Below are 22,271 nucleotides of genomic sequence, written 5' to 3' on the forward strand. Positions count from 1 at the left end.
CTTCTGTTCGGTGCACGGGTTCATCACGCCTGCGGGTTCATCACGCGTGCGGGCAGCGGGGCCCGGCCCGACCGACCGGACCCCGCCCGCCGTCAGCCGCGGCGGACGCCCGTCCTCCGCCGCAGCACGGCACCCGCGCCCACCAGAGCGGTGGCTCCCAGGGCGGCCGCCGCCGTCACGGCCGGCAGCTCCGAACCGCCGCCCGGGGCCTGCGGGGCCTGCGCCACGGCGGCGAGTTCCGGCGCGGCGTCCACCTGGTAGCCGCCGCCCTCGCCCGACCGGTCGTACGCCGAACCGGGCAGCTTGTCCCCGTACCGCTGGTGCACCAGCTGCTGGTACGCGGCCAGGGTGACCCCGCCCGCGCCCACCGAGCGCCGGGCCTCGTCGTCCAGCGGCAGCACCCGGCCGTCGCGCAGCACGTACCAGGCGTTGACCTGCGGCTCGCGGAAGGCGGTGCCGCCGCCGCTGCCCGCCGCCTTCGCCGCGTAGTCGCTCTCGTCACCGCCCGAGGCGATGTTGACGACCTTCCAGGCGCCGCCCTGCCGCACGGTCCAGACCGAGGCGCTCTGCCCGTCCGCCGCGACCACCTTGCTGGCGGTGAACTCGGCCTTCGCCACCGGTGCGCCCGGGGTGCCGGCCACGAAGCCCGGGTCCAGCAGGTACACCGGCACCGTGTCGCCGGCCAGCCGCGGCGCGGCCTCGCTCGCCGCCCGGGCCTCCTCGGCGGCGCCGATGGTCAGCTGCCGGGTCGGCGGGACGCCCTTGCGGGCGAAGAAGTGGCCGACCTTGTCGAGGACGGCCGCGTCCTGGACGGCGCTGCGGGCCTGCGCCAGCTCGGCGGCGGGCACCGGGGCCGGGGCGGACGGGGAGTCCGCGTGCGCGGCCGGGGCGAGCGCCAGCGCGAGACCGGCGGTGAGCAGGACGGTGACGGCGGCCGTGGAGGCGGCGGAGGTGGCGGCCCGACGGCGGCTCTTGATCTCGGTCATGGTCGCCCTCACGCGCCGATCCGGTACAGGGAGTGGGTCCACGAGAACGTGTCGTTGTTCACGTAGTACTGGTAATCCGCCCAGTTGTAGCGATAGTTGGAGGGCCAAGGGTCGCCCCAGTAGACCCAGTTGCTCCCGGTGTCGTAGCCGTACAGGACGTGCATGTGGCCGCCGCCCGAGCTCCACTGGATGCGCGTCTCGATGGGGCGGTTGGCGTTCACCTCGGACTGCACGGTGCCGTAGTTCAGGTACCCGTTGACGTACGAACCCGGGTTGATGCCGACCCAGCTCAGCCCGTTCTGCACATCGCCCAGCGTGGCCTGGCTGTTGGGGCAGCTGGAGTTGACGGAGCGGCCGAACGCGGCGTTGCAGAACTGGTTCTGGCTGTAGTTGTAGCCGAACCAGGTGGCGATGGTGTTCCCGCTCGCCGCCCAGCACCAGTTGGTCTGCTGTTGCTGCTGCATGGTGATGTTGAGCTTCTTGTACGTGCCGGCCAGGTCGGCCGTGCTGCCGGGCGCGGCAGCCTGGCGGACCTGGTGCGCGGCCCGGTCCTGGGCCTCGGCCCGGTACTGGGCCGGCTGCCCGGCCGGGGCGGCGATCGCGGGTGCGGCCATCGCGGTGGTGAGCGCCGGGCCCAGCACGCCGAGGGTGAGCAGCGAGACCGCGCGGCGCAGCCGTATCCGTGGAACTGGCATGGGGGAATGCCTCCTTGCGCGAGTGGAGCGAGGGGCTGTGTGGGGGCGCGGTCCGGATCGCGCCCCGAGCATCGCGCCTCGTCAGGTACGGGTCAACGGGCCTCGGTACGGCCCGGACCCGGATGTGAACGGGCCGGCGCGGATGTGAACGACGCCCCGGGAACCCCCGCGCAGCAGGCCCGGACCGGTGACAAACCGCTTCATCGATGTGAATATTCACGGTCAAACGGCGGCCCGTCCCAGCCGTCGGCGCCGGACCGCCCGCACACCCGCACGCCCGCACGCCCGCCCCAGGAGGCCGCCATCCACAGGAGCGACCCAGCCGACCTCGCCGCCGCCCTGCGCACGGGACCCTTCCACCTCGCCCTGCGCACCGCGATCTCCGCCCGGGGCCTCGCCCTGCACCGCATCCGCCGCCACCTCGCCCTGCGCGGCGTCAACGTCGGCCTCACCAGCCTCAGTTACTGGCAGCAGGGCCACCGCCGCCCGGAACGCGCCGAGTCACTGCGCGCCGTCGCCGCCCTGGAGGAGGTCCTCGACCTGCCCGAGCACTCCCTGACCCGGCTGCTCGGCCCCCGTCGCGCCGCCGGCCCCGCCCCGGCCGGCCCGCCGGTGCGCCCCTACCGCGACCTCATCTCACCGGCCGTGGCCGTCGACGGACTGCTCGCCACCCTCGCCGGCCCGCGCGACACCGGGCTGCACACCATCACCCACATCGAGCGCATCCGGGTCGGCCCCGACCGCCGGATCGCCCGCCGCGACTCCCAGCACGCCCTGCGCGCCCACCGCGACGGCATCGACCGCTACCTCGCCCTCTACCAGGGCGACCCGGGCAGCGACATCACCCGCGTCGGCGTCCGCGCCGAGGAGAACTGCCGCCCCGGCCGCATCCGCCGCGACCAGGCCCACCACCTGCTCGCCGCCGAACTCCTCCTCGACCGCCGCCTGCGCACCGGCGACACCCACCTGCTCGGCTACGGCTTCGACGACTCCCCCTCGCCCGACCCCAGCTGCGAGTACGTCCGCGGCTTCAACTCCGGCGCCGGCCAGTACGTCCTCCAGATCACCTTCCACCCCGCCGCCCTCCCGGTCCGCTGCCACCGCTTCGCCCTCCACTCCCCCGGCGCCGCCCCGTACGAGACCGAGGAGCTCACCCTCGACGGGCACCAATGCGTCCACCTGGTGGCGACGGCGGTGCGGCCGTGCCTGCTGGGGATCCGCTGGGACTGGGAGTGAGGGGCGGCCGGCCCGGTGCCCGGCCGGGGGGCGCGCGACCGGACGCCGGGCGGGGACACGTGACCGGGCACCGGGCGGAGACGCGCGACCGGGCACCGGGCTGGGGGCGCACGACCGGACGCCGGGCCGGGGGCGCACGACCGGGCACCGGCACCGGCTACGCCCGGCGGAAGTCCATGATCAGGGAGTCCTCCACCGGCAGGTAGCCGATCTGCTGGTAGATGGAGTTGCTGGTCGGGTTGGCGAGGTCGGTGTAGAGCAGGACCTCGGTGGCGCCGCGGGAGAGGAGGTGGGCCGAGACGGCGGCGGTGACGGCGGTGCCGTAGCCGCGGCCGCGGCTCTCGACGGGGGTGTAGACCGGGCCGATGCGGGACATCCCGGCGAGGATCGGGCTGCTGCCGGCCAGGGCGACCGGGCGGCCGTCGTCCTCCCACAGGTGCAGGCAGCCGCTCGCGGTCCGCTCGTCCACCGCCCGCGGGACATCGGGGACGTCGACCCCCGCCTCGGCCAGGAACTCCTCGTACCAGCGGATCGCCCGCTCGCGGTCGGCCGGTCCGGCCAGCCGGTGGCGGCCCGCGGGCGGGCGCGGCGGGTCGGTCAACTCGCCGAGCCGGTAGAGCCGTTCGTCGAAGCGGACGGACTGCTCGGTGCCGGTCGCCGCCGTCCACGCGGCGGCGAAGGCGCGGACCGCCTCGGCACCCCCGCCGACCCCGGTCACCGTGGTGAACCCGGACCCGGCGGCAGCCAGGTCGACCGCCAGCTCGGCGGCCGCGGCCGGCGGCATGAAGGAGAGCCTGGGATCGAACGGCGGTGTCCGGAGGAAGGCCCCGGCGACCGGACCGTCCTCCTCGGCCCGCCACCAGCCGAAGACCGGCGGCTCGCCGAACACCGTCAGGCCGGACGCGGCCAGCCGGTGCGCGATGGTGAGCAGGACGGTGTTCTCGGCGGGGCGGGTGGCCAGGAAGGCGCCCGCCTGGTCGCGGAACTCGTCGAGGGAGGTGCTGAAAGTCCAGGTCATGGCCCATGGTGGACCGCCCGGGGCCGGTTCGCCAACGATTTCTCGGCCGCCGCCGGGGCTCCCGCTACTCGACCGCCACACCCAGCTTCCCGGCCAGCGCCGCCGGATCGGTGGTCGGGGCGTCGCAGGCGAAGTGCCGGCAGACGTACGCCGCGGGCGCCCCGCCGACCAGCGGCCGGTCGGCCAGCAGCGGCACCTCGGGCTCCCCGGGCGCGCCGACCGCGACCACGGCCCCCGGCGCCGTCCCGAGCAGCGCGGCCCGTCGCAGCGCCGCGGTGGCCGGATCGCCGTCCGGGCCGACCACGGCGACCTCGCGCGGCCCGTCGAGCAGCGCCTCGGCGACGGCGAGGCCCCAGCCGATGAACCGCGGCGCCCGGCCGGCGAGCGCACCGACCACGCCGAGGGCCCGCTCGGCGGCCGTGCGGTGCCGGTCGGAGCCGGTGTACGCGGCGTACGTGAGCAGGGCGCCGGCGGCGGCCGTCCAGCCGGACGGGGTGGCGTTGTCGGTCGGGTCCTGCGGGCGGCGGATCAGTTCCTCGGCGTCGTCGGCGGTGTCGTAGAGCGCGCCGGAGGCCTCGTCGGTGAAGTGCTTGAGCACGGTGTCGAGCAGGCCGCCCGCCAGCTGGAGCCAGGAGGACTCGCCGGTGACGGCGTACAGCGCGAGGAAGCCCTCGGCGGTGTCCGCGTAGTCCTCCAGCACGCCGGCGTTGGCACCCGCCCGGCCGTCCCGGGAGGTGCGCAGCAGCCGGCCGTCCGGGGTGAGGTGGACGGCGAGCAGCAGGTCGGCGGCGCGTTCGGCGGCCTCGACCAGGTCGGGGCGGTCCAGCAGCGCGCCGGTCTCGGCGAGCGCGGCGACGGCCAGGCCGTTCCAGGCGGCGACCACCTTGTCGTCCCGGGCCGGGGCGGGGCGGGCCCCCCGGGCCTCGGCCATCCGCGACCGGATCGCCTCGTACTCGGCGAAGTCCTCCGGGTCGGCGAGGAGTTGGAGCACCGAGGTGCCGTGCTCGAAGGTGCCCTCGGCGGTGACGGTGAACAGCCGGGCGGCGGTGGCCGCGTCGGCGGGGCCGAGCAGGTCGACCAACTGGCCGGGCTCCCACACGTAGTAGGCGCCCTCGGCGGACTGCCCGGTCTCCTCGTCGAGGCTGTCGGCGTCCAACGCGGAGGCGAACGCACCCTCGGGCGTGCGGAGTTCGCGCAGCAGGAAGTCCGCGGTGGACAGCGCGACCCGGCGGGCGAGGGGCGATCCGGTGGCCCGCCACAGGTGCAGGTAGGCGCGCAGCAGCAGGGCGTTGTCGTACAGCATCTTCTCGAAGTGCGGCACCACCCAGCCGGCGTCCACCGCGTACCGGGCGAAGCCGCCGCCGAGCTGGTCGTGGATGCCGCCGCGGGCCATCGCCCCGCCGGTGCGGACGGCCATCTCCAGCGCCGCCTCCGAACCGGTCCTGGCGTGGTGGCGCAGCAGGAACTCCAGCACCATGGCCGGCGGGAACTTGGGCGCGCCGCCGAAGCCGCCCCGGCTCTGGTCGAAGTCCCGGCTGAGACTCACCAGCGCCTGGTGCAGGTCCGCCTCGCCGGGCGGGTTGTGGGCGCCGGCCGAGTAGACGGCGGCCCGCTCGGCCAGGTCGGCCCGGATCCGCCCGGCGACCTGCCCGACCTCCTCCCGGCGGTCCCGCCAGGCGGCCTCCACGCCCTCCAGCACCTGCCGGAAGGACGGCATCCCGTGCCGGGGCTGCGGCGGGAAGTAGGTGCCGAAGTAGAACGGCTCCTTGTCGGGGGTGAGGAACACCGTCATCGGCCACCCGCCCTGCCCGGTCGCGGCCTGCACCGCCTCCATGTACACGGCGTCGACGTCCGGCCGCTCCTCCCGGTCCACCTTGACCGGCACGAACCGCTCGTTGAGGTACTCGGCGAGCCCGGCGTCCTCGAAGCTCTCGTGCGCCATGACGTGGCACCAGTGGCAGGCCGCGTAACCCACCGACAGCAGCACCGGGACGCCGCGACGCTCCGCCTCCGCGAAGGCCTCGGGGCCCCAGGGCCACCAGTCGACGGGGTTGTCGGCGTGCTGGAGCAGGTACGGCGAGGTCGCGTCCGCGAGACGGTTCGGCATGCGTCCATCCTCGCGCATCCGGCGCTCGGCGCGCGGCAGGTCAGGCCGGTCCGGACCAGTAACTGATCCCGAGGTTGGCGTCGAAGGTGCGCATCCGTCCGAGCACCTGGTCGGGGGTCGGGCCGAGGAGCTCGTCGACGATGCGGCCGTCGGCGAGGAAGACGACGCGGTCGGCGTACGAGGCCGCGACCGGGTCGTGGGTGACCATCACGACGGTCTGGCCGAGCTCCCGGACGCACCGGCGCAGCAGCGCGAGGATCTCGGCGGCGGAGCGGGAGTCCAGGTTGCCGGTCGGTTCGTCGGCGAAGACGATCCGGGGCCGGCCGGCCAGCGCCCGGACGCAGGCGACGCGCTGCTGCTGGCCGCCGGAGAGCTGGGCCGGGCGGTGGCCGAGCCGGGCGCCGAGGCCGGCCGCCTCGACCAGGGTGCGCAGCCACTGCTGGTCGGGGGTGCGGCCGGCCAGGGTCAGCGGCAGGGTGATGTTCTCCGACACCGTCAGGGTGGGGATCAGGTGGAAGGCCTGGAAGACGAAGCCCACGTGGTCACGGCGGAGCCTGGTCAGTTGGCCGTCGCTCAGCCGGGTGAGGTCCACGTCGCCGATCCGGGCCGCGCCCGAGGTGCAGGACTCCAGCCCGGCGAGGCACTGGAGCAGGGTGGACTTGCCGGAACCGGACGGGCCCATGATCGCCGCGAACTCCCCCTCCCGGAAGGCCACCGAGACCCGCTCCAGCGCCACCACCCGGGCGTCTCCCGACCCGTGCACCTTGGTCAGGTCGACGGCCGCCGCGGCGGCCGGGGCGTGGTTCGCGGCGGCGCGGGGCGGGCCTCCGGGACGGGACGGGCCTCCCGCGAGGGAGTGGGGCTCGGTCATCGGTGGTGCTCTCCTCGGCTGGACACGGGCGAAGGTCAGGACTGGGGTCTGGGCGGCCGGGGGCCGGACGGACCGGCGGGCGGGCCGGTGCACGGGCCGACGGGCGGCACCAGGCCGGTGCCGGCGCCCAGCAGGGCGAGGGAGCGGACCGCGAGCTCCCGCCCGGCCGCGGCCGGGCGGCCCTGGTGGCCGCCGCTGTCGTGGTGGTCGAGCAGGACCGGCGCGGCCCCGGTGCCGGCCCGTCCGAGCGCCGCGCAGAGCTTCCAGGCGTGCCAGGGCGGCACCCGCGCGTCGTTCGCCCCGGTGGCGAACAGCACCGCCGGGTACGCCGTCCCGGGCACCACCCGGTGGTACGGGGAGTAGTCGAGCAGCGCCCGCAGCGCCTGCGGGTCGGCCGGATCGCCGTACTCCTCCGCCCAGAGCCGGCCGAGGCCGCCGACCTGGTAGCGGGCCAGGTCGGTGAGCGGGGCCGCGCACACCGCGGCGGACAGCAGACCGGGCTCCCGGGTGAGCGCGGCGGCGACCACCAGGGCCCCGTTGCTGGCGGCCAGCGCGCCCAGCCCGCCGGCCGGGGCCTCGCCGCGTTCGACCAGCATCGCGGCGGCGGCCCGGAAGTCGTCCACGGTGGCGCTCTTGCCGGCGCCCCGGCCGGCGGCCGCCCAGGCGGGGCCGAGTTCGCCGCCGCCGCGCGCGTGCACCCAGGCGATCCGGCCGCCGGCCCGCAGCCAGGCCTCCAGGGCCGGGTCCCAGGCGGGTTCCAGGGGGAGGCCGAAGCCCCCGTAGACGGTGAGCAGGGTGGGTGCGGGGCGGCCGCGGTCCTGCGGCCCGGGGTCGCAGACCGTCACCGGGACGGGCGCGCCGTCCCGGCCGGCGGCGGTGAGCGTGCGCAGCGCGGCGCGGCGCTCGGGGGGTTCGACCGGGCCCGAGCCGTCCAGGCTCCTGGTCCAGGTGCCGTACCGGGGGTCGTCTGCGAGCAGCCAGACCGACCCGCCGACCCGCCCGTGCCGGTCGTACGGGGTGGCGCCGAGGCGCAGCCGGGCGGGCCAGTGCAGTGCGGTGGCACCGCCACCCGGCGCCCCGCCCGCCGCCTCTCCCGGTGCCCCCTCCGCCGACCCGTCCGCCGACCCGCCCGGCCGGTGCACGTCGAGCCGGTGGGCGGTCCCCAGCCGGCGGAGCAGCGCCAGGCCGGGCCTCCGGCCGGGGCCGAGCACCCGCAGGGCGGTGACCGGGCCCGCGGGCGCCTCACCGACGACGGGCACTTCGCCGGCAGCGGGCGGCCCGCCGACGGCGAGCGGCGCGGCGAGCGGCGCGGGCCGGCCGGTGGCGCCCCGGGCCAGCTCGTCCAGGTCCAGCGCGAGCAGCTCGTCGCCGGCGAGGAAGCAGACGGCCTCGTTCAGGTCCAGGGCGGTGACCCGCCGGCCGTCGAGGTCCAGCGGCTGCCAGTCGGGCACCGCCCGGCCGGTCCACCGGGTGGCCCACCAGCGCACCGGGCCGGACGGCTGCGGGCGGGTGCGCAGCAGCAGGTTCCCGCCCGGTCCGCCGTGGAGGGTGAGCCGGACCGGGCCGGGCACCGGCAGGGCGAGCCGACGGGCGGGGCCGTCGGCCGGGTGGCGGGCCACCAGGGTGTGCTCGGTGCGGGTGCCGGCGGTGTACACCAGCGCCTCTCCGGTGAAGGCGAGGGTCGCGTACGGGGCCGCGTCGGGCAGGTGGCGGGTCCGGTCGCCCGGGTGGGTGGGGAGCAGGTGCAGGCCGCCGGTCTCCGTTCCGTGCCGGTGCAGCTGGACGGCGATGAACCGGCCGTGCGGCTCGGGCTGCCAGCCGGCGATCCGGTCGCCGGGGCCGATGACGCCCTCGGTCGGTGTCCGGCGGGTGCCGTCGGGGTGCCGGACGGTCAGGACGTCGCCGTCCGGGCCGCGTTCGTGGCGGAAGAGCAGGCCGCCGGCCTCGGCGGGCGGGGTGGGCGTCCGGTCGGGCGCCTCCCGTTCCACCCGGTCGAGCAGGGCGGCCCAGGCGGGCTCGTCGGAGCGCTGCGGGCGGGCGGCCAGCAGGCGCCGCTGATCGGCGAGCCAGGCCCGGGTGCGCGGGGCGTCCGCGTCCTCCAGCCAGCGGTACGGGTCCGCCGGCTCTGGGTGCGCCGCCCGGTGGTCGAGGTCAGCCATGAACGGCCTCCGCGGGGTTGTCGCTCCGTCGTTCCGGGTCGCCTCCCGGCCCGGCCGGGCCGGGAGGCCGGTAGCCGGACCGGCCCGCGGTGGCGGCCGTCCCGGCCACGGCGAGGAGCACCACGATCACGGCCGCGCCGGCCACCGTGCCGGTCAGTCCGAACGCGTGGGCGCACAGGCCCGCGAGGGTCGGCCCGGCGGGCGCGACCAGCTGGGCGAGGAAGCCGATGCCGCTGTGCACCCGGCCCTGCAGACCCGGCGGGGTCACCTCCATCTGGGTGACCGCGATCAGCACGGTGACCACCGGCCCGGCGGCCGCGGCGAGGGCCAGCGGCAGGACCGCCGCCCAGTGCCCCTGGGCCAGGGTGAAACCGGGCAGTGCGATCGCGACGACGGCGGTGCCGAGGGCGATGCCCCGGGCGGGCGGCAGCCGCCGGGCCAGGGCCGGCGCGAGCAGCGATCCGGCCAGCCCGCCGGTGCCCAGGGCCGCGGTCAGCACCCCGATGTGCAGGGCGCCCCCGCCCGAGGCGACCACCACGATCAGCAGCCCGTTGAACACCAGGTTGAGCACGGCCGCGTTGACCACCGCGTAGCGCAGGAAGGGCACCCGCCAGATGAACCGGACGCCTTCGGCCAGCGCGGCCCGGACTCCGGGCGCGGCCGGCTCGTCCTCGGGGCGCTCCCGCCTTCCCCCGGGCAGCAGGGCCACGCAGCAGACGGCCGCGAGGTAGCTGCCGGCGTCGACGGCGAACACCCAGGACGGGTGGACGGCCAGCAGCGCGCCGCCGGCCAGCGGGCCGGCGGTCGTCGCGACGGCCGCCCTGCTCTGCAGCAGGCCGACCGCGCGGGGGAGGTGCTCGGGCCGCACGAAGCACCGCACCACGACGTTCTCGACGGGCGCCAGGGTGCTGCCCACCACGCCGAGCAGCAGGGCGGCGACCAGCAGCGCCCACAGCGGTGGCGTGCCGCCGGCGGCCGACAGGGCCAGCACGGCCAGCACGACCGCGCCGGCCGCGTTGCCGAGCAGCAGCACGGTCCGCCGCTCGCAGCGGTCGGCGAGGACGCCGGCCGGCAGCCGGGCCAGCAGCACCCCGACGGAGAGCGCCGTGCCGGCCAGTCCGGCCTGCCGGACGTCGCCGCCGGCCCGCAGCGCGACCACCGGGAGGGCGATCACCGAGGCGGCCGTCCCCAGGGCCGAGGCGGACTCGCCGCCGTAGAGCAGCCAGAACGACCGCCCCAGCCCCCCGACGGCCGCCGCGCTCACGCCGACCCCGTCGCGAACTGGCTCCGGATGCCGCGCAACGGACGGGCCGCCAGCGCCGCCGGGACGGCGGTGGCGGCCAGCACCCCGAGCAGCACGCCGACCGTCCACGGCACGTCCAGGGCGGGCAGCACCCCCTGCCCGACGGCCCCGGCCAGCGGCACCAGGCAGATCCCGGCCGTCGCCACCGCGAGGACCGTCCCGACCAGCGCCGAGGCCAGCACCTCGTACACCACGCAGCGCAGCAGCTGCCCGCGGCCGAGGCCGAGGGCCCGCAGGTGGGCGCGCTGGGAGCGGCGGTCCCGCTGGGCGATGGCGCAGGTGTTGGCGACGGCGAGCAGCGCGTACCCGCCCACCACGGAGACGATCAGCCGGGAGGCCATGTCGTCCTGCACGTTGCGCGGCCGCAGGTGGGCCAGGTAGTCGGCCCGCGTGGCGAGCCGCTGGCCGGGCCGGAGCTCCCAGGCGCTCGGGTCACCGCGGAGCAGCACCCGGTCGGCGTACGGGGCCGGGGTGTGCGCGAGGGCGAGGTCGGCGGGGAGGACGTAGGAGGGGAAGGCCAGATCCCGCTGGTAGACGGCGACGAGCCGCAGCTGCGCCGCCTGCCCGTCGGCGAGCGTGAAGGTGACGACCTGGCCGAGGTTCCAGTGGTGCGAGGTGGCCTCGGTGCTGCCGGCGGCGAACGTACCGGGCGCCAACTCGTCCAGGCGGCCCTGCTGTTCACCGAGGTCCAGGACACTCCGCAGGGCCGCCCCGTCGACGCCCCAGGCGCGGGTGGGCTTGGGCTTGTTGTCGTAGAAGCTGGGCGGCGCGGTCACCCGGGTGGCGATCGGCGCGACGGTGCTCCCGCCGGGCAGGCCGGCGGGCCGGGCGGGCAACTGGTTGCCCGGCTCGGCCGTCACCACCGCGTCGGCCCGCAGCGCCTGCTCGGTCTGCTGCTGCACGGCGGCCCCGATGGTCGCCCCCGAGCCGAGCAGGCAGACCACGGTGCCGACGGCCAGCAGGACGGGCACCGCGATCGCGGTGGTCCGGGCGGGCGCGGCCCGCAGCCCGGCGGCGGCGATCCGGCCGGCCTTCCGGTCCAGCCGCAGCACCGCGCAGCAGGGGCCGACGAGCAGCGGCACGAACCAGGGCGCGAGCACCGCGAGCGTGGGGATGACGACCGTGGCCAGGCCCATCACCAGCGCGCCCTGGAGCACCGGCGGCAGGTCCATCGCGACCATCAGGGCCACGAGCGGACCGCAGAGCATGAGGACCATGGCGATGCCCGCCACCAGCCGGCCGACGTTGCGGCGGGGCGGGGCCAGGGCCAGTGACTGGTCCTTGAGGAGGTCGATCGGCTGGACCCGGCCGGCCGCCAGCACGCTGGCCAGCGCGGCCAGCACCGCGACCGCGCAGGTGCCGAGGCAGGCGCCGGCCGCGATCGCCCAGGTCTGCCCGGCGGAGGGCAGGTCTACCGCGGCGGGGAACAGCTCGCGCTCGATCAGCAGGCGACGGCCGAACCCGGCCGCCGGGACCGTCCCGGCCACCGCGGCGACGGCGGAGGGGGCCAGCGCGACCAGCGCGACGTCCGCGACGACCAGGGCCCGCAGCCGGCCGGCCGTCACCCCGAGGGCGCGCAGCACCGCGAACTGCCCGAGCCGCTGGTTGGTCCAGAGCGCGACCGTCGACCCCGTCACCAGCACCGCCGACATCAGCAGCAGCGTCAGCAGCAGGCCCAGCAGGCTCTGCGCGTCCTTGGCCGCCGCCCCGGCCGCCGAATCCTCCGGGTAGGACGGGCCGCTGACCGCCGCGAGGAGCAGCAGGCAGGCGCCCACGCCGGTGGCGGTGAGCGCGCAGGCGACCGCGACACCTATGACCCGCCCCGGGTACGCCCGTACCTCGGCGACGCACAGTCGCAGCGCGCCGAGCGGTCCGCTCGGTCGGGTAGTCGGTTCCGATGCCACGGCCACGGTTATCTCACCCCAAAACGGTAAATAGGATGCAGAGTTGGGGAAGGCCGCATGTGCCGCGGCCTTCCCCACCTGCCATCCGGTACTGCCGGACCCCGAGGGTCAGCAGCTGAACAGGCTGTACGAGCTGAACGGGGCGTCGACGACGATCTCCTCGTCGAGCTCCTGAAGCGCCAGAATGTCGGCCATCACAATCACCTCCTCCTCACCGTCTCGCCGGAACACGGCACCGAGGTGCCGGGATCAGCAGCTGAAGTAGCTGAGCGAGCTGAACGGGGCGTCGACGACGATCTCCTCGTCGAGCTCCTGAAGCGCCAGAATGTCGGCCATGTCAGTCACCTCCCCTCGTCATCTCGCCGGGACGTGGTACCGGGCTCGGCCGGCTCCGGCGTCCACCCGTGAACGGGGTGGGCGCCGGGGAGCAGGCACTGCCCGGGGCTCTTGGCGGCGGCCAGCGCCAGCAGGGCGCCGGCGGAGCCGGTGGCCAGGTCGGTGGAGAGCCGGATCAGCTGGTCCCCGTGCAGGACGCTGCCGTCCTGGTGGGGGGCCAGGTGCAGCTCCACCAGCCGGAGTTGGTCCTCCGCCTCGGCCTGCCAGTGCGGCAGGCGGGCGGCGACCTGGAACAGGGTGTAGGCGAGCCCGGCGCGGCCGTTGAACAGCCCGCCCTGGACGACCACCCGGACCGCGCCGGCCCGGGCCGCGGCCTCCAGCACCCGCTCGGCGCCGAGGGCTTCGGCCTGCGCGTCGGGCAGGGCCAGGACGGCGAGCGCCACTCCGGCCGAGCCCTCCGCCAGGTACGGCAGCAGCCGGCCCGAGCTGTACGTCTGCAGCATGTCGTCGACCAGCCGGCCGTGCCGCAGGTCGCAGCGGACGGCGCGTTCGGCGGCCTCCGCCCAGGCCGTGTCGCCGGTGAGGCGGGCGCAGCGGGCGAACAGCACCGCCGGCCCGGACCAGCCGCGCAGCAGCCCCGGCCGGTCCAGCAGCCCGGCCTCGCCGATCCGCCCGGCGGCCTTGGCGGCCAGGGCGAGCGCCTCGTCCGTCGCGCCGGCCTCCAGCAGCAGCTGGGCGACGCCCGTCAGGCCGCCGTACAGGCCGAGCGAGGAGGGCAACGGGCCGGCCAGCAGCCGGTCCACCACGTTCGGGGCGTCCGGGTGCCCGAGCCGGTGGAACAGCCAGCCGGCTCCGGCCAGTCCGTCGTACAGCCCGGCGGGCGTGTCCGCCGGGGCGCGCCGTACGACGGCGGCGAGCCAGTCCAGTTGCTCCTCGTCCGGTGCGGCCCCGGCCAGGTGCCGGGCGAGCAGCACTCCGGAGGAGCCGTACGCCAGCCCGAGCGCGCCGCCGGGGCGCAGCCCGGCCACGTCGCCGGGATGGAGGCGGTCCTCCCGCCCGGGCGTCGCCGCCCCGTCGATGCCGCGCAGCAGGGCCGCGGCCGTGAGCTCCGCCCGGGGCCCGGCCGCGGGCCGGGCCCCGAGGTGGGGCCGCAGCGCCGGGGAGAGGGCGAGCCGCTCCGCCATCCGTTCGGCGAAGCCGGCGGGCACCGTCGGGAAGGACTCCGCGACGAGCTCCAGCAACCCGCCGACGACGGCCGGGTTGCGCCGGGTGAGCGCGGTCAGCGAGACGAAGGCGGCGAGCTGGCAGCAGCCGAGCGCGAACAGGTCGGCCTCGCGGGCGTCGGTGATCGCCGGGTCGGTGAAGCCGGGGGCGCCGAGGGTGCGCCGGCGCGGGGTGTCGAGCGGCGTCGAGAGTTCGAAGTCGACCAGGGCGACGGTGCCGTCCGGACGGATCATGATGTTGCGGTGGTGGAGGTCCCCGAACGCCACCCCCTCCCGGTGCAGTGCCGCGACGCACTCCTCGACCAGCGCGAGCCGGGTGACCGCGAGCCCCGCGAAGTCGGCCAGTGTCCGGGCGTCCGGGCGGTGCCGGGTGAGCGGGTACTCCCGGCCCAGCCAGGCGCTGAAGGACTCGCCGGGGATGTACTCCATCACCAGGTAGTGGTGCTCCCAGCTGGTGAAGTACTCGTACAGCTCCGGCACGAACGGCAGGTGGCCGATCCGCTCCAGGACGTCCCGCTCGACCAGCAGCCGGGCCACCGCGTCCGTCTCCGAGGCGTCCAGTCCGGCGTGCGGACGGGCCTCCTTGATGACGACCTGTCGGCCGTCCTCGTCCTCGGCGAGGTAGACCCCGCCGGCGTTGGAGAAGTGCAGCGCCTTGACGACCCGGTAGCGGCCGAGGCCGGCTCCCGCGTCGGCGGCGGCCGCGGCGATCCGCTCGGCCAGGAAGTCCGGGGTGGAGGCCCACTCCGGGACGGTGAAGCGCGGGCGCCGGGCGTCCGGCACCAGCCGGCCGTCCGGGTCCTCCACCGCGGGCACCCTGGTGCCGTCCGGCAGCTCGCACCACATCAGGGCGAAGCCTCCGTAGCGCACCGACACCGGGCCCTGGTTCCACCGCAGGTCGGACAGGACGTACGGACCGGGGCGGCCGCCCAGCGCCTCGTCCAGCTCGGCGAGGACGGTCTCCAGCTCCGCGGCCGTCCGCGGGTAGACGGTGACGACCTTGCCGCTGGCGGACCGGTCGGCGTACTTGGCGTTCGTCACCGCGACCACCAGCCGGCTGCGCAGGTACTTCCAGGGCAGCCCGAGCCGGCGGCAGACCCGCCAGGCCGTCTCGATCGTCTCCTCGGCGGATTCGGGCGTGGCGCTGACGTGGACCTTCCAGCCCTGCTCCGGCAGCCGGGGGCCGCCGGGCGGTGCCAGCACCTCCCACACCCCCTGGGTGCGGCCGCGCCAGCCCTCGGGCAGCAGGCCCCCGCCCGGAGCGAACCGGGAGTCCCGGTCGTCACACCGCTCCAGGGCGTCGTACCACACCGGGTCGGCTATCGCATACGACTCGTATTTCGCGTCCACTTCGCCCTCCGCCCCCTTTCGAATATCCGCTGAACCGAATTCCGGTTTTCGCCGGAACTTTCGAAGCCTCGGTGCCCCGTTCCGACAGGAACCATCCTTCCCGGACGCCCCGTCATGTGACAACAGTGTTAAGCGGGAACTGAATCCGACGCATACCAGGCGGAATCCCGGCCTTCACTTCGGGGGCGCCGAAAGCCCGTGCGATCATGACGCCATGAAGACGCGTGTCGTGATCGCCGACGACCAGGCGAGCGTCCGCCAGGGGTTCCGGCACATCCTGGCGGCCCAGCCCGACATGGAGGTCGTGGCCGAGGCCGCGGACGGCCTGGAGGCCCTGGAGGCCGTCCGCACCCTGCGGCCGGACGTCCTGCTGGTCGACATCCGGATGCCGGAGCTGGACGGGCTGGAGGTCACCCGCCGGCTGACCGGCATCACCCCCGAGGTGAAGGTCGTGGTGGTGACCACCTTCGACCTCGACGAGTACGTGCACACCGCGCTGCGCAACGGCGCCTGCGGCTTCCTGCTCAAGCACTCGGGGCCCGCGCTGCTCGCCGAGGCGATCCGCTCGGCGGTGGTCGGCGACTCGCTGATCAGCCCGCAGATCACCACCCGCCTGCTGCACCACTTCACCGGCCCGCGCCGGGTCGACCGCTCCCCCGTCGAGCCGCTGACCGGCCGCGAGGAGGAGATCGCCGTCCTGGTCGCCGAGGGGCTGACCAACTCCGACATCGGCGCCGAGCTGTTCATCTCGCTGAGCACCGTCAAGACCCATCTGGCCAACCTCCAGCGCAAGTTGAAGGCCCGCAACCGGGTGGGCATCGCCACCTGGGCCTGGGAGTCGGGCCTGACCGAGCGCGGCTGAACCGGCCCGCCCGCGACCGGCCGCACCGCCCGGGCTCCTCATCGCAGCGCCCGCCGACGGCCCTCGACCCACCGCGGGGCCGCGCCGCCGAGGGGCCGGCCCTCCCTGCCCGACGGGGCCTCGCCGCGCAGCAGCGCCCGCCCCAGCGGGGTGACGGTGTGCAGCACGCCGTTGCCGCAGCGCCGGGTGTCGATCAGCCCGGCCGCCCTCAGCACGGAGGTGTGCTGGCTGACCGCCGAGGCGGTCACGCCCAGCCGCCCCGCCAGCTCGCCGGTGGTACAGCCGTCCAGCACGGCGTGGAGGGCCGCGGCCCTGGTCCGGCCGACCAGGGCGGCCAGCGGCTCGTCCCCGCCCCGGCGCGCGCACCGCGCCGCGTCCGGCGCACCCGCGGGCACGGGAAGGCCGATCCGGTCTGGACGCATCGCGAAGAGCAGCGTCGGGGCCTCCTCGGGCTCCCCGCGCCGGGGCCGGAGCACCACTCCGGCGCCCTGCAGGAAGAGCGACGGCACCAGCCGCAACCCCCGCCCGTCGAGGGCGAGTTCGACGTCCCGCTCGGCGGGGATCTCCAGCACCGGGGCGGCCCAGCGGATCTGCGGGTGCAGCGTGCCGAGCAGCGCGTCCACCCCGCCGCGGCCGGCGATCTGGCGGCGGACGTCGCGCTCCGCCTCCAGTCGGGACCGGACGTCCGCCCAGCAGGGCTCCAGCGCCACCCGGTGGAACTCGCGGACCGCCGCGGCCACATCGGCCCGCTGGACCACCGGCCCGGCGCCGCGGCCGGACGACACGATCCGGCCATTCGCCCACACCCGCAGTACGTCCCGGAAACCACCGTTGGCTCCCGAAAGGCGCCGCAGCCGCTCGGCCAGCACCGGCTGCCGCGCCAACTGCCCGCGGACGGCCCGCTGCCAGGGGCGGAAGAATTCCCCGCCGCTCCGCCACGCCTCCAGTGCCAGCACCGCCTCCATCTCCTGGTCGACATTTCCAGCAATTCGTACACGAGCCAGATCCTCGGCAGACATCGCAATGCGAATCACAGGCTGTTCCCCCGCTCGGGATTCTTGCGTCGGGACGGCCCAGGGGAACCCCGCGCCCTGATCGCCGCACCGACATCCTTGCCCGCCCACGAGGCACGTCGCCATCGGCCGATCGGCCCATTTGATCGTTCGGAACACCGAATCGGCCGCCGTCGGATGTGCCGAATGGCCTGGATGGACCCGTCGGCAGGCTCGAATCAGCCGTCCGGCCGGGACCGACGGAACCGCCCCACCCGGTCAGCCCCCGAGGCCCGCCACACCCTCCGTCGGCAGCACCGCGCCGACCCGCCAGCCGCCCTCCGGCCCCGGTCCGGCCGTCAGCTCACCGCCGGCCGCCTCCACCCGTTCCCGCAGGCCCGCGAGGCCGAAGCCGCCGCCCTCCCGCTCGGCCCCGCCCAGCGCGCCGCCCGCACCGCCGCTACCGCCCGCGCCATCACCACCGCCCGCACCGCCGGAGTCCCCCGCCCCGCCCGGCACCCCGTCGTCGGTGACCGTGACGCGCAACGCCGGCCGCTCGCCGCACCGGTCCGGGCCGACCTCGATCGCCACCTCCCGGGCCTCGGGCGCGTGCCGGCGGACATTGGTCAGCGCCTCCACCACCAGCCGGTAGCCGAGCCCGCTGATCGCCGCCGGCACCGCCGCCAGTTCGGCCTCCGTGGGGGCCTCCAGCCGCACCCGCGCGGAACCGCTGCGGGTGAACCGCTCGGCCAGCGCGGGCAGTTCGCTCAGGTCGCGGCGCAGGGTGCGCGCACCGGGCCCGCCCGCCGCCGCCCGCCCCGCGCCCCGTCCGGCTCCCGGGGCCGCCCCCCGGTCCGCCGTCGCCTCCGCCCCGGACCGCCCGCGCGGCTCCGGATCGGCGTCGTCCGCCGCGAAGACCTGCACGGTCCGGTCCATGGTGACCAGCGCCTGCCGGCCGGCCGCCTCGATCCCGGCGAGCAGCTCGACCACCCGCTGGGGGTCCTGCTGGGCCAGCACCTGCGCGGCCTGGGCCAGCACCACCACCCCGGTGACGTCGTGCGCGGCGAAGTCGTGCAGGTCGCGGGCCAGGTCCAGGCGCTGCGCCCGCCGCTCGGCCACCACCGCCGCCCGGGCCCGGGTGTCCATCGAGCGCAGGTAGCAGCCGACCCCGACCACCGCGCAGGCCAGCAGCGCCGAGATCAGGCAGAGTTTGGTGGTCACCGCGGGCGGGGCCGGCGGTTCGGCCCAGACCCCGATCCGCAGCGGTATCAGCGCCACCGCCGCGACCAGCAGCGCGCCGTAGCCGAAGGCGGCCGCCGCCGGGGGCCTGCGCACCGCGGGGACGACCGGCGCGAGCAGCGCGACGGTCTCCAGCAGCCACCAGGACTCGATGCTGCCGAACACCGGCCCGCGGTAGCCGGCCGTCACCAGCAGCGACACCGCGCAGGCGGCCAGCACCGAAGGGCCCACCGCGCCGACCCGCCCCGGGGCCCAGAGCACCGGGAACAGCCCGGCCACCACCGCCACCGCGCCGGAGAGGACGATCAGCGGCCCCGGGTTCCCCAACCCCGCGACCGCGGCCGCCAGCACCCCCGCCGCCGCCGTTCCGTACCCCGCCCTGCGCACCACGGTGTGCCACGACCACGTCATGGTTCGGGATCCTACGAAGCCCGACGGCCCGCCAGGGCGGCTTCACCGAAGGCCGGTCCCGCGGGACCGGCCGACGGCTCACTCCTTCGGCGCCTCCGGCTGCTCGACGAAGTCGACCTTCTTGAACTGCCGGTTCATCGACTTGGCCAGGAACCAGGTCGCGACGCCGAGGGCCGCGAAGACGAGGAAGCCGAGCAGGCCGGGGGTGACCTTGGCGTCGTCGACGGCGAGGTCAGCGGCGATGTTGATGAGGTTCACGGAGGCGCTCATATCTCTATGGTGGCCCGGCTCACGCGGAGCCGGGCCGTCGGGGGGTGGTTCAGTCGCGCGTGTCGGCGGCCTCGGCCGCCAGGGTGGGGGTGCGCAGGCCGGTGAACAGGTCGTCCTCCGGCAGGTCCACGTCGACCAGGGTACGGGCGAGCTCGTAGTCCTCGGTGGGCCAGACCTCGCGCTGGACCTCCAGCGGGACGCGGAACCACGGGCCGTCCGGGTCGATCTGGGTCGCGTGGGCGATCAGCGCGCGGTCGCGGGTCTCGAACCAGTCGTCGCAGCGGACCCGGGTGGTGATCTCGCGCTCCTTGCGGCCGCTCTTCTCCCAGCCCGCGATCCACTCGCCGTACGGCGACTCGTGGCCGTGCTCGGTGAGGTACTCGTGCAGGGCCCGGATGCGGCCCATCGGGAAGCCGTGGTTGTAGTACAGCTTGAGCGGCTGCCAGGGCTCGCCGGCCTCCGGGTAGGCGTCCGGGTCACCCGCGGCGTCGAACGCCAGCATGGTGATCTTGTGGGTCATGATGTGGTCCGGGTGCGGGTAGCCGCCGTTCTCGTCGTAGGTCGTGATGACCTGCGGCTTGAACTCGCGGATCAGCCGGACCAGCGGCTCCGCCGCCTCCTTGACGTCCTGGAGGGCGAAGCAGCCCTCGGGCAGCGGGGGCAGCGGGTCCCCCTCGGGCAGGCCGGAGTCCACGAAGCCCAGCCAGGCCTGCCCGACGCCGAGGATCGCCCGCGCCTCGTCCATCTCCTTGCGGCGCACCTCGTGGATGTTCTCCTCGATGTACGGGTCCCCCTGGAGCTTGGGGTTGAGGACCGACCCGCGCTCGCCCCCCGTGCAGGTGGCCACCAGCACGTCCACGCCCTGCTCGACGTACATGGCCATGGTGGCCGCGCCCTTGCTGGACTCGTCGTCCGGGTGGGCGTGCACCGCCATCAGTCGCAACTGCTCAGTCAACGCCTTGCGTTCCTTCCACACTCGTCGGGCGTTCCGCGAAGTCCGGGTCTGCCCACCGTTCGAACCGCTCACTCCGGGACCGCGTCGCCGCGGGGCCGGGCCGCGGAACGTCACCGGCGCGGCCGAGCCCTGCCCCCGCCGGACCGGCCGCGGGCGTGCCCCTCCTATAGTGACGGACTGGAGGAGCGTCGCATTCCCCCGCACCACCCCGCGCCCCCAGGAGAGGACGGAGTCCGATGAGTGCAGACACCACCGCCACCGGTCTGCCCGAGGGGCGCTACGGCCGCGGCGGCGACCGCGACTCGGACCGCCGCCTCAAGGTGATCGGCGCGGTCTGCGGCGTGCTCGGCCTGGGCCTGATCGCCTGGCTGGGCGGCTCCTACCTGCTGCGCGAGTCGAAGATCAACGGCTCGGTGCCGACCTTCCAGGTGCTCTCCGACTCCGAGGTCCAGCTGCACCTCACCGTGCGCAAGGGCGACGGGCAGGCCGGTACCTGCACGGTCCGCTCGCAGTCCGACGACCACGCGGTGGTCGGGGTCGCCGACTTCCCGGTCCCGGCGGCCGGCTCCAGCTACGACGCGGTGGTCACCCTGCGCACCACCGCGCGCGGCACCACCGCGGAGCTGCTGGGCTGCACCCCGGCCAAGTAGCGCGCCCGGGCAACGCGCGCCCCGGGCGGCGCACCCGCCCCCCGGTACCGCGCATATTCGATCCGGGGAGCGGGCATCCGTAGAGGGTCCCGCACACCACTGCCGTACACCAGGGCGTAACGCCGCCGTCAATGGCGCGCAAACGCCCCTCCCGCTTGTCAGCAGGACTTGTTAGTCTCGTGGTTTCGCCCCTTCCGCACCGGATGGTACGGGAGCGGGCGTTGCTTTGTAGTTGAGACCGATATCACCACCGACCCCTGCTGACGACTCACACCCTCAGCACAGCCCCCAGCACCTACGAGGAGCACCCGTGACCCAGACCAGCGAGAACGTGACCTGGCTCACTCAGGCCGGCTACGACCAGCTCAAGGCCGAGCTGGAACACCTGACCGGGCCCTGGCGCATCGAGATCGCCCAGAAGATCGAGGCGGCGCGCGAGGAGGGCGACCTCAAGGAGAACGCCGGTTACCACGCGGCGAAGGAGGAGCAGGGGAAGTACGAGCTGCGCATCCGTCAGCTGACCCAGCTGCTGGAGCGGGCCAAGGTCGGCGAGGCGCCGGCCGACTCGGGCGTGGTGGCCCCGGGCATGGTCGTCACGGTCGCCTTCGACGGCGACGCGGACGACCTCATGGAGTTCCTGCTGGCCTCCCGCGAGGTCGCGGGCGCCGACGACCTGGACGTCTACTCCCCGCAGTCCCCGCTGGGCCGCGCCATCGACGGCAAGCGGATCGGCGACGAGGCCACCTACGAGCTGCCGAACGGCAAGCCGGCCATGGTGAAGATCGTCAAGGTCGTGCCGCACGCCGGCTGATCCGGCCGCCCTCCGGTGTTCCGGGCGGCGCCCGGTCAGGCGGTCGAGGAGCGGTACTTGCGCACCGACAGCCAGGAGAACACCGCGGTGATCACGATCGACCACAGCACCGACACCAGCGCCGCGTGCTGCATCGGCCAGGCGCTGTCCACCGGCCCGACCTGGTTGCCGAACAGCACCCGGCAGGCCTGCACGGTGGCGCTGAACGGGTTCCAGTACGCGACCGGCTGGAGCCACTCCGGCATCGAGGTGACCGGCACGAAGGCGTTGGACACGAAGGTAAGCGGGAACAGCCAGATCAGCCCGGCCGAGGTGGCCGCCTCGGGGCTGCGCACCGACAGGCCGATCAGCGCGCCGATCCAGGAGAAGGCGTAGCCGAGCAGGAGCAGCAGTCCGAACGCGGCGAGCGCGTTGAGCAGGCCGTCGTGGATCCGCCACCCGACCAGCAGCGCGACCATCGCCAGCACGACCAGGATGAACGCGGTCTGGCACAGGTCCGCGAGGGTGCGGCCGACCAGCACCGCAGAACGGGCCATCGGCAGCGAGCGGAACCGGTCCACCAGCCCCTTGCTCATGTCCTCCGCGATGCCCGCCGAGGCACCGGCGACGGCGAAGGTGACGGTCTGGGCGAAGATGCCGGCCATCAGGAACTGGATGTACGTGTCCGAGCCGGAGTTCGTGCCGGGGATCCTGATCGCCCCGCCCATCACGTACGAGAACAGCAGCACGAACATGACCGGCTGCATCAGCCCGAAGACCACGATCTCCGGAATGCGGGTCATCCGGCGCAGGTTGCGCTTGGCGACCACCCAGGAGTCGTGCAGGGCGGCGGCGGCCCCCCGGCGCTGCCTGGGCATCGCCGGGCCGATGGCGTGCTCGGTGGCGCTGCTCAT

Annotated in this window: 18 protein-coding genes; 4 read left to right on the top strand and 14 right to left on the bottom strand. The window is 75.5% G+C overall.

From position 1 onward, the window contains the following. Positions 1-92 precede the first annotated feature (92 nt). Both ACFVHV_RS31670 and ACFVHV_RS31675 read right to left on the bottom strand, forming a co-directional pair. Entirely contained in the window at positions 93-986 is an 894-nt protein-coding gene (locus ACFVHV_RS31670; protein ID WP_380355639.1) for a hypothetical protein, read from the bottom strand. Positions 987-994: 8 nt separating this feature from the next. Beyond that, on the bottom strand, positions 995-1,600 hold the full coding sequence (locus tag ACFVHV_RS31675; protein WP_380355677.1) for a papain-like cysteine protease family protein: 606 nt from the start codon (positions 1,598-1,600) through the stop codon (positions 995-997). Positions 1,601-1,984: 384 nt separating this feature from the next. Here ACFVHV_RS31675 and ACFVHV_RS31680 point away from each other — a divergent pair, with 384 nt between their 5' ends. Continuing rightward, entirely contained in the window at positions 1,985-2,917 is a 933-nt protein-coding gene (locus ACFVHV_RS31680) for a hypothetical protein (RefSeq protein WP_359899587.1), read from the top strand. A 157-nt stretch (positions 2,918-3,074) separates the two neighbouring features. Here ACFVHV_RS31680 and ACFVHV_RS31685 read toward each other — a convergent pair whose 3' ends face one another. The 7 genes from ACFVHV_RS31685 to lanKC all read right to left on the bottom strand — a co-directional run bounded on the left by ACFVHV_RS31685 (position 3,075) and on the right by lanKC (position 15,188). Beyond that, entirely contained in the window at positions 3,075-3,935 is an 861-nt protein-coding gene (locus ACFVHV_RS31685; protein WP_380355642.1) for a GNAT family N-acetyltransferase, read from the bottom strand. Positions 3,936-3,999: 64 nt separating this feature from the next. Beyond that, a complete protein-coding gene (locus ACFVHV_RS31690) occupies positions 4,000-6,042 on the bottom strand; it encodes a thioredoxin domain-containing protein (protein WP_359899477.1) in 2,043 nt (680 codons plus the stop codon). A gap of 40 nt (positions 6,043-6,082) precedes the next feature. Further along, the gene (locus tag ACFVHV_RS31695; RefSeq protein ID WP_359899475.1) at positions 6,083-6,913 is read right to left on the bottom strand and encodes an ABC transporter ATP-binding protein; all 831 of its coding nucleotides are present in this window, start codon (positions 6,911-6,913) and stop codon (positions 6,083-6,085) included. A gap of 35 nt (positions 6,914-6,948) precedes the next feature. Beyond that, positions 6,949-9,072 carry a prolyl oligopeptidase family serine peptidase gene (locus ACFVHV_RS31700; RefSeq protein WP_380355647.1) on the bottom strand — a complete coding sequence of 708 codons (2,124 nt, stop codon included), beginning with the start codon at positions 9,070-9,072 and terminating at the stop codon, positions 6,949-6,951. After that, positions 9,065-10,336, bottom strand: a complete 1,272-nt coding sequence (locus ACFVHV_RS31705; RefSeq protein WP_380355650.1) for an MFS transporter — start codon at positions 10,334-10,336, stop codon at positions 9,065-9,067. The genes ACFVHV_RS31700 and ACFVHV_RS31705 overlap by 8 nt, the downstream gene beginning before the upstream one ends. Beyond that, entirely contained in the window at positions 10,333-12,279 is a 1,947-nt protein-coding gene (locus ACFVHV_RS31710; protein WP_359899470.1) for an FtsX-like permease family protein, read from the bottom strand. Before ACFVHV_RS31710 ends, ACFVHV_RS31705 begins: the two co-directional genes overlap by 4 nt. 341 nt (positions 12,280-12,620) lie before the next feature. Further along, a complete protein-coding gene (gene lanKC, locus ACFVHV_RS31715; protein ID WP_359899468.1) occupies positions 12,621-15,188 on the bottom strand; it encodes a class III lanthionine synthetase LanKC in 2,568 nt (855 codons plus the stop codon). 214 nt (positions 15,189-15,402) lie between these two features. Between lanKC and ACFVHV_RS31720 the strand changes: the two genes are divergently transcribed. Then, positions 15,403-16,050 (top strand): response regulator transcription factor, encoded by a 648-nt coding sequence (locus ACFVHV_RS31720; RefSeq protein ID WP_359899467.1) that lies wholly within the window; start codon positions 15,403-15,405, stop codon positions 16,048-16,050. 38 nt (positions 16,051-16,088) lie between these two features. Here the strand turns inward: ACFVHV_RS31720 and ACFVHV_RS31725 are convergent, their stop codons facing one another. The 4 genes from ACFVHV_RS31725 to mca all read right to left on the bottom strand — a co-directional run bounded on the left by ACFVHV_RS31725 (position 16,089) and on the right by mca (position 19,917). Beyond that, the gene (locus tag ACFVHV_RS31725) at positions 16,089-17,069 is read right to left on the bottom strand and encodes an ArsR/SmtB family transcription factor (protein WP_380355654.1); all 981 of its coding nucleotides are present in this window, start codon (positions 17,067-17,069) and stop codon (positions 16,089-16,091) included. A 252-nt stretch (positions 17,070-17,321) separates the two neighbouring features. Further along, positions 17,322-18,692: a sensor histidine kinase gene (locus ACFVHV_RS31730; protein ID WP_380355657.1), complete on the bottom strand. Its 1,371-nt coding sequence runs from the start codon at positions 18,690-18,692 to the stop codon at positions 17,322-17,324. Between the two features lie 78 nt (positions 18,693-18,770). Next, positions 18,771-18,962 (bottom strand): hypothetical protein, encoded by a 192-nt coding sequence (locus ACFVHV_RS31735; RefSeq protein WP_359899461.1) that lies wholly within the window; start codon positions 18,960-18,962, stop codon positions 18,771-18,773. A 49-nt stretch (positions 18,963-19,011) separates the two neighbouring features. Beyond that, positions 19,012-19,917 carry a mycothiol conjugate amidase Mca gene (mca, locus tag ACFVHV_RS31740; protein ID WP_359899460.1) on the bottom strand — a complete coding sequence of 302 codons (906 nt, stop codon included), beginning with the start codon at positions 19,915-19,917 and terminating at the stop codon, positions 19,012-19,014. Between the two features lie 236 nt (positions 19,918-20,153). Between mca and ACFVHV_RS31745 the strand changes: the two genes are divergently transcribed. Continuing rightward, positions 20,154-20,567 carry a DUF4307 domain-containing protein gene (locus tag ACFVHV_RS31745; protein ID WP_359899458.1) on the top strand — a complete coding sequence of 138 codons (414 nt, stop codon included), beginning with the start codon at positions 20,154-20,156 and terminating at the stop codon, positions 20,565-20,567. Positions 20,568-20,877: 310 nt separating this feature from the next. Further along, positions 20,878-21,378 carry a transcription elongation factor GreA gene (greA, locus tag ACFVHV_RS31750; protein ID WP_359899456.1) on the top strand — a complete coding sequence of 167 codons (501 nt, stop codon included), beginning with the start codon at positions 20,878-20,880 and terminating at the stop codon, positions 21,376-21,378. A 35-nt stretch (positions 21,379-21,413) separates the two neighbouring features. Here the strand turns inward: greA and ACFVHV_RS31755 are convergent, their stop codons facing one another. Further along, positions 21,414-22,271, bottom strand: coding sequence for an ABC transporter permease (locus tag ACFVHV_RS31755; protein ID WP_359914012.1), 858 nt, complete (start codon positions 22,269-22,271; stop codon positions 21,414-21,416).

This window comes from Kitasatospora sp. NPDC127116 (assembly GCF_042677365.1).
Taxonomy (GTDB): Bacteria; Actinomycetota; Actinomycetes; order Streptomycetales; family Streptomycetaceae; genus Kitasatospora; species Kitasatospora lactacystinica.

Excerpts from the sequence above, each read along its gene's own strand:
- ACFVHV_RS31685 (WP_380355642.1), bottom strand. The coding sequence starts at position 3,935 with ATGACCTGGACTTTCAGCACCTCCCTCGACGAGTTCCGCGACCAGGCG.
- ACFVHV_RS31695 (WP_359899475.1), bottom strand. The coding sequence starts at position 6,913 with ATGACCGAGCCCCACTCCCTCGCGGGAGGCCCGTCCCGTCCCGGAGGC.
- ACFVHV_RS31675 (WP_380355677.1), bottom strand. The coding sequence starts at position 1,600 with ATGGCCGCACCCGCGATCGCCGCCCCGGCCGGGCAGCCGGCCCAGTAC.
- ACFVHV_RS31755 (WP_359914012.1), bottom strand. The coding sequence starts at position 22,271 with ATGAGCAGCGCCACCGAGCACGCCATCGGCCCGGCGATGCCCAGGCAG.
- ACFVHV_RS31735 (WP_359899461.1), bottom strand. The coding sequence starts at position 18,962 with ATGAGCGCCTCCGTGAACCTCATCAACATCGCCGCTGACCTCGCCGTC.
- ACFVHV_RS31720 (WP_359899467.1), top strand. The coding sequence starts at position 15,403 with ATGAAGACGCGTGTCGTGATCGCCGACGACCAGGCGAGCGTCCGCCAG.
- ACFVHV_RS31745 (WP_359899458.1), top strand. The coding sequence starts at position 20,154 with ATGAGTGCAGACACCACCGCCACCGGTCTGCCCGAGGGGCGCTACGGC.
- ACFVHV_RS31670 (WP_380355639.1), bottom strand. The coding sequence starts at position 986 with ATGACCGAGATCAAGAGCCGCCGTCGGGCCGCCACCTCCGCCGCCTCC.
- ACFVHV_RS31725 (WP_380355654.1), bottom strand. The coding sequence starts at position 17,069 with ATGTCTGCCGAGGATCTGGCTCGTGTACGAATTGCTGGAAATGTCGAC.
- ACFVHV_RS31700 (WP_380355647.1), bottom strand. The coding sequence starts at position 9,072 with ATGGCTGACCTCGACCACCGGGCGGCGCACCCAGAGCCGGCGGACCCG.
- ACFVHV_RS31730 (WP_380355657.1), bottom strand. The coding sequence starts at position 18,692 with ATGACGTGGTCGTGGCACACCGTGGTGCGCAGGGCGGGGTACGGAACG.
- ACFVHV_RS31690 (WP_359899477.1), bottom strand. The coding sequence starts at position 6,042 with ATGCCGAACCGTCTCGCGGACGCGACCTCGCCGTACCTGCTCCAGCAC.